6 protein-coding genes are annotated in these 5,580 nt (G+C 69.5%); 3 read left to right on the forward strand and 3 right to left on the reverse strand.

The window, feature by feature from the left end:
- Positions 1-227: hypothetical protein (locus ACAM49_RS38455; RefSeq protein ID WP_369640443.1), on the forward strand; the 227-nt coding region annotated here is incomplete at its 5' end.
- 25 nt (positions 228-252) lie between these two features.
- Here the strand turns inward: ACAM49_RS38455 and ACAM49_RS38460 are convergent.
- Positions 253-1,005, reverse strand: a complete 753-nt coding sequence (locus ACAM49_RS38460; protein ID WP_369640444.1) for a type 1 glutamine amidotransferase — start codon at positions 1,003-1,005, stop codon at positions 253-255.
- Positions 1,006-1,227: 222 nt separating this feature from the next.
- Between ACAM49_RS38460 and ACAM49_RS38465 the strand changes: the two genes are divergently transcribed.
- Positions 1,228-2,313, forward strand: a complete 1,086-nt coding sequence (locus ACAM49_RS38465) for a fused (3R)-hydroxyacyl-ACP dehydratase subunits HadA/HadB (RefSeq protein ID WP_369640445.1) — start codon at positions 1,228-1,230, stop codon at positions 2,311-2,313.
- Between the two features lie 188 nt (positions 2,314-2,501).
- Here the strand turns inward: ACAM49_RS38465 and ACAM49_RS38470 are convergent, their stop codons facing one another.
- Positions 2,502-4,235: an amidohydrolase family protein gene (locus ACAM49_RS38470; RefSeq protein WP_369640446.1), complete on the reverse strand. Its 1,734-nt coding sequence runs from the start codon at positions 4,233-4,235 to the stop codon at positions 2,502-2,504.
- An 82-nt stretch (positions 4,236-4,317) separates the two neighbouring features.
- Positions 4,318-4,824, reverse strand: coding sequence for a DUF1772 domain-containing protein (locus ACAM49_RS38475; RefSeq protein WP_369640447.1), 507 nt, complete (start codon positions 4,822-4,824; stop codon positions 4,318-4,320).
- Positions 4,825-4,915: 91 nt separating this feature from the next.
- On the opposite strand from ACAM49_RS38475, the gene ACAM49_RS38480 reads away from it, so the two are divergent.
- A complete protein-coding gene (locus tag ACAM49_RS38480; RefSeq protein WP_369640448.1) occupies positions 4,916-5,443 on the forward strand; it encodes a MarR family winged helix-turn-helix transcriptional regulator in 528 nt (175 codons plus the stop codon).
- The last annotated feature ends 137 nt before the right edge of the window (positions 5,444-5,580 follow it).

A 5,580-nucleotide genomic window follows, 5' to 3' on the forward strand; every position in this document is an offset into this window, starting at 1 on the left:
GGGCGCACCAGCAGGCGGGGGCGGACCGTTCCGAGGGGGAACCGGCGGGGCGGTCCCCTCTCGGAGACGGTGGGGCGCAGCGCCTCCGGAGGTATGTGCGCGGGAAATTGCCGCGGCCGCGATGGACCGGGCGGATGCAGGGCGCCGGGGACGCCGCGCGGGCCATTGTCGTGGCGATGCTGTGGGCGCGATATTCGCGGCGGTGCGCGAATTCGTCCAAGCGCTAGGACGCTCGGAGTCGGCCGAGGCGAATCAGCCTGCCGCCGTGGCGGATCGGCGCGCCAGGATCAGCGAGCTGAAGTATTCGAGGCTCTGCTCGAACAGCGGCCGCAGGGCCGGGGCTGCCGAACGGACCTGGGCGCGAAGGATATCCAGTGCGTGGGGGCCCAGGAGCTGGCGGGCCTCGATGCCGTAGTCGGGTTCGGAGAGCCAGCCCTCGAGCATGGCCTCGTCGACTTCGGGGTGGAATTGCAGGCCCCAGGCGGCGGGTCCGGCCCGGAAGGCTTGCACGGGTGTGGAATCCGTGGCGGCCAGGGCGGGGATGGCGGCGGTGGCCTCGATGCGGTCGCCGTGCCAGTGGAGCACGGCGGGTGCGTCGGCCAGCGGGCCCACGAACGGGTCGTCGCGGTCGACGTCGCGGAGTGGGGCCCAGCCCAGTTCGTCGACGGTGCCGGGGCGGACGGTGAGACCGGCGGCGCGGGCCAGGAGCTGGGAACCCAGGCAGATGCCGAGAGTCGGGAGCTCGACTCGCAGTGCCTGCGTGAGCAATTCGCGTTCCAGCTTCAGGGCCGGGTAGTCGTCGGTCTGGTCGGCGTTCATGACGCCGCCCATGAGGACGAGCCCGGCCAGCTCGGAGAAGGGCGGCAGGTCCGCGGCCGAGACGCCCGGCTCCGCGATCAGATTGCGGGTCAGCGTGGGAATTCGATGCGCCTCGAGCACCTCCCGGATCAGGCCGGGCTGCTCGACGTCGGCGTGCTGGAGGATCAGAACGGTGGCGGCTGACATCCCTGCATTATTCCGGAACCGCGGCGGTGGCTATCCTCTGCGCAGACCGCCACGCTGTAGCTCCGCTGACAACCATGCGGTGGCCGCCCGCTCGACCTCGATGGATCGCAGGTGGCGGGTCATCACGGGCTCCCCCTCGATCTCGGTGACATTCCGTCAGTCCACTACCGAAACCGCAGAGGGGTTGTTTTGAGCATTCTCGAGTCCGTCGCTGTGCCTTCGATGACCGACCCGGTCGCGCCTTCGATGACCGACCCGGTCGCGCCCGCGATGACCGATCCCATCGAGCCGGCGGCATCCGATCCGATCGAGCACGCGACCTCGATGGTGGATCGGCGGTTTCGGCTCGACTCCTACTACGAGGTCGGCCGGGAGAAGGTGCGGGAGTACGCGTCCGCCGTGCAGGACGACCATCCGGCGCACTGGTCCGAGGAGGCCGCCGCGGAGCTGGGCTATCCGGCGCTGATCGGCTCGCCGACCTTCGCGTCGCTGCTGGCCACGCCGGTGCAGCACGCCATGAGCGGCATGCTGACCGGCTACGACCTGCGGGCCTCGGTGCAGACCGATCAGGTGCTGGATTTCCACCGGCCGATCCTGGTGGGCGATCGACTGACCAGCAATGTGGCGCTGCGCTCGGTGCGGCGGGCGTTCGGCGGGGACATGTTCGTGTTCGAGAACGTCATCACCGACGCGGACGGGGTGGCGGTGCTGACCGGATCCACCAGCGTCATCGGGCGCGCCGAACAGTCCGAGGATCATGCCGAAACCCACCGGCTGCTGGGCGAACTGGTGCATCGCGGGATGGACACCTTCCTGGCGCGGACGCCGCGCCGCATCGAGCTGCCCGGCTGGGATCCGGTCATCGCGACCTATCGCAGCACCCGGTCGCGGCGGCTGGACGCGGTTCGGGTGGGCGACGAATTGCCTAGCAGCACAATCCTTCTCACCATCGGTGACCTGGTCCGCTATGCCGGTGTCGCGGGTGACGCGAACCCGATCCACTGGCACACCGAGGCCGCACGGCGGGTCGGGCTCGAGCGCGGCATTGTCGCGCACGGCATGCTCACCATGGCCTACGGCGCGGGCTTCGTCACCTCGTGGCTGGGCGATCCGGGCGCGCTGAAGCAGTACAGCGTGCGCATGAGCAATCCGGTCCACCTCGCCGAGGGCGGCCCCACGGCCATCGACTACACGGGCAAGATCAAGTCGATCGACCCGGACACCGGCACCGCCGTCGTCGCGATCACCGCACTCAACGAGGGCCGCAAGATCTTCGGGCGCGCCACCGCCGTCGTCCAGCTGAGCTGACCACCCGCCCAACGGCATCCGCGCCGCCCCGGCCACCCGGAGTTCCGGACCATTCTCATCCGGACCTCCGGGGCCGCCGGACTACTGCTGGGCAAAGTCCGGCGGCGGGCCGCATGGTTTGCGCGCCAGCTCGCCCGTTCGGACTCCGAGTTGGTTGGCGCGCAGGGTCATTCGGCGAGCGATCCGGGTCAGGAGCGGATCAGGGCGCCGGGGCGGGCGCCGGTGTCCTCGCCGTCGCGCAGGACTACCTGGCCGGAGACGATGGTGGCGCGGTAGCCCTCGGCGCGCTGGAGGAGTCGTCGGGCGCCGCCGGGGAGGTCGTAGGCCATGGCGGGCGGGAGCAGGCGCAGGGCGTGGTAGTCGATGATGTTGAGGTCGGCCTTCTTTCCCACCGCGATCTCGCCGCGGTCGTGCAGGCCGTACATCCGCGCGGTGTCGAGGGTCATCTTGCGGACGGCCAGCGGCAGCGGAATGCGTTCTCCGCGTGCGCGATCGCGGGACCAGTGGGTGAGCAGGTAGGTGGTGTTGGAGGCGTCGCAGATGGCGCCGACGTGGGCGCCGCCGTCGCCGAGGCCGACCGCGGTGACCGGGTGGGTCAGCATGTCGCGGATCGGATCCTGGGTGAAGCGTGAGTAATTCAGCAGCGGGCGGTAGAACAGGGCGCGGCCGTCGCGGCCGAGCAGCTGGTCGTAGATGTAGCGGAATGGTTCGACGCCCGCGCGGTCGGCGTCCGCGGCCAGGCTGGCGGCCGGATCGGGTTCGTAGTCGGGCGGGTCGCCGAGGGTGAAGGTGCGATCCAGGCCCATGCTGATGAAGGCCATCGGATTGTCGGGCAGGTCGGCCTCGTTCAGGATGGTGTCGCGCAGGGCCGGGTCACGCAGTTCGGCGACCAGGGCGTCGAGATGCTGGCCGCTGCGGGCGACCGCGGCCTGGTAGGACGGGCGGAACGAGAAGGGGTTGAACGTCTGCAGGCCGATGAGCAGGCCCAGCGGCCGGGCGGAAACCTGTGGGCGCAGCGGGATTCCGGAGTCGAAGGCTTCGGCGGCGGAGTCCAGCAGTCGTTTCCAGTCGTCGGGTGCGCCATCATGTTGCAGCAGGCCGAAACTCACGGTGCGGCCGGTCTGCTCGGCCAGGCGCAGCATCCAGGCGAGTTCACGGTCGGGCGCGGCGAGATCCTCGCCCATGATCCCGGCGGGGGCCAGTTCGAACACCCCGCGGCCCACGTCGGCCAGCGCCTGACCGATACCGAACAGCTCCTCCTCGGCGGCGAAGGTGCCCGGCACCGGCTCCCCGTCGATGGCGCGGTGCACGATGGTGCGGGAGGTCGAAAAGCCGAGCGCCCCGGCCTCGATGCCCTCGCGCACCAGCTTGGCCATCATGCCGATGTCCTCGGCGGAGGCGGCCTCGTTCTTGGCGCCGCGCTCCCCCATCACGTAGGCGCGGACCGCGCCGTGCGGAACCTGGGTGCCGACGTCGATGGCCAGCGGCAGCTGGTCGAGGGCGTCGAGGAACTGCGGGAAAGACTGCCAGTTCCAATGGATTCCGGTGGAGAGCGCGGCACCCGGGATGTCCTCGACGCCTTCCATGAGCCCGATCAGCCATTCCCGCTTCTCCGGCGTGACCGGTGCGAAGCCGACGCCGCAATTGCCCATCACCACGGTGGTGACGCCGTGCCAGCAGCTCGGGGTCAGCAGTGGGTCCCAGGTGATCTGGCCGTCGTAATGCGTGTGGATGTCGACGAATCCGGGTGTCACCAGCAGGCCGTCCGCGTCGATTCGCTCCTGCGCCTCGGCGTGCGCGAGTTCGCCGGGCGCGGCGATCTCGGCGATGCGGCCGTCCCGCACCGCGATATCGGCCGGGAAGGGTTCCGCGCCCGTGCCGTCGACGACCGTGCCATTGGCGATGATGAGTGAATAGCTCACGAGAGGTCCTAGCGGTGAAGGTTCGCTAACACTGCACAGACTAACTAGACATAGCGTCCACCGAGTTCGGAATCGCGAGAATTCAGTTGGGGGCCACCGGGACCGGCTGACGCGCCGGAGCCTGGGCCGAGACGGCCAGGGCGATGATGATCAGGAATGCCAGCAGCGCCGTGGTGGTGCGGGCGATGTGGAACATTTCCCACCGGTGCAGGAGCTGGGCGTAGTCGGACGGGAACGGGCCGACCGCCCACTGCTTGATCTTGCCGTTGATGGGGACATTGCCGAAGCGCGTGATCAGGAACGACGTCACCTCCAGCGCGAAAGCCGTTGCGGCCCAGCGCCGGACGAGTCCGGCGCTGTAGACGGCCAGCAGCAGGGAGGTCAGAGCGGCCAGCGCCATGGTCGATTGCATGACCGGGCCGTTCACCTTCATGAGGGCGGTGTGGAAGGTGAAGCGAACATCCAGCGGCACGGTCTTGAACGCCTGGGCGACATTGATCAAGCCGTAACCGAATGCGCCGCACAAGTATCCGGTGGTGAGCAGGGCGGCCGCGGTGAGCAGGCGGGTGCGCATGTGTGAGCCTTCCATCATCAGATAGTTCAAACTTCGGAACTGTTCTGATTTTTGAACCTGTATCCTTGCGGTGTCAAGACAGAGTCGGAGATCGATCGGAGGGTTCGTGCCTCGGCGACAGCGAGCGGCGGACACCACGGGCAGCCCGGGCACCCCGGTATGCACCATCACGGCGAGCACACCGGTCAGCGCCGAGGACCAGCGGCGACTGGAAGCGCTGGCGCCCCTCATCGCCACGCACTTCCGCCGCGCCCACGGCGATATGCCGCCCGCGCTTCGCGAATCCTTCGACGCCGACGGCCTCGGCAACCGTCACGGCGCGGTGCTGGCGCAGGTGCTCGCCGCCGGGAGCATCAGCGTCGGCGACCTGTCCCGCCGCCTCGGCATCAGCCTCACCAACGCGAGTCAGCTTGCCGGAGAACTGAACCGCGCCGGCTGGCTGCAACGCCACAACGACCCCGCCGACAACCGCCGCACTCTCCTCTCCCTCCCCGACGACCGCCGCGACGACGTGGCGGCCTTCATCGCCCGCCGCTCCAACGCCCTCCACCGCGCCATGGCCCGCCTGACTCCCGCCGAACGCGCAGGCTTCCTGGCGGGCCTCCAAGCCTGGTCCGAGGAACTCGACCGCTGACCCCGCGCCGATTCACCATCGAGCCCTCGGATTCACCGCCGAGCACCGCCCGAGTCCGCCGGCGCGACAACCCGATCGCCGAGTGGCACACCGGTGCGGCAAGGTCGGACAACGGGACACCCGACCCCGGGTGGGTG

Source organism: Nocardia sp. JMUB6875 (assembly GCF_041154655.1).
Taxonomy (GTDB): domain Bacteria; phylum Actinomycetota; class Actinomycetes; order Mycobacteriales; family Mycobacteriaceae; genus Nocardia.

Excerpts from the sequence above, each read along its gene's own strand:
- ACAM49_RS38460 (WP_369640444.1), bottom strand. The coding sequence starts at position 1,005 with ATGTCAGCCGCCACCGTTCTGATCCTCCAGCACGCCGACGTCGAGCAG.
- ACAM49_RS38465 (WP_369640445.1), top strand. The coding sequence starts at position 1,228 with ATGACCGACCCGGTCGCGCCTTCGATGACCGACCCGGTCGCGCCCGCG.
- ACAM49_RS38475 (WP_369640447.1), bottom strand. The coding sequence starts at position 4,824 with ATGGAAGGCTCACACATGCGCACCCGCCTGCTCACCGCGGCCGCCCTG.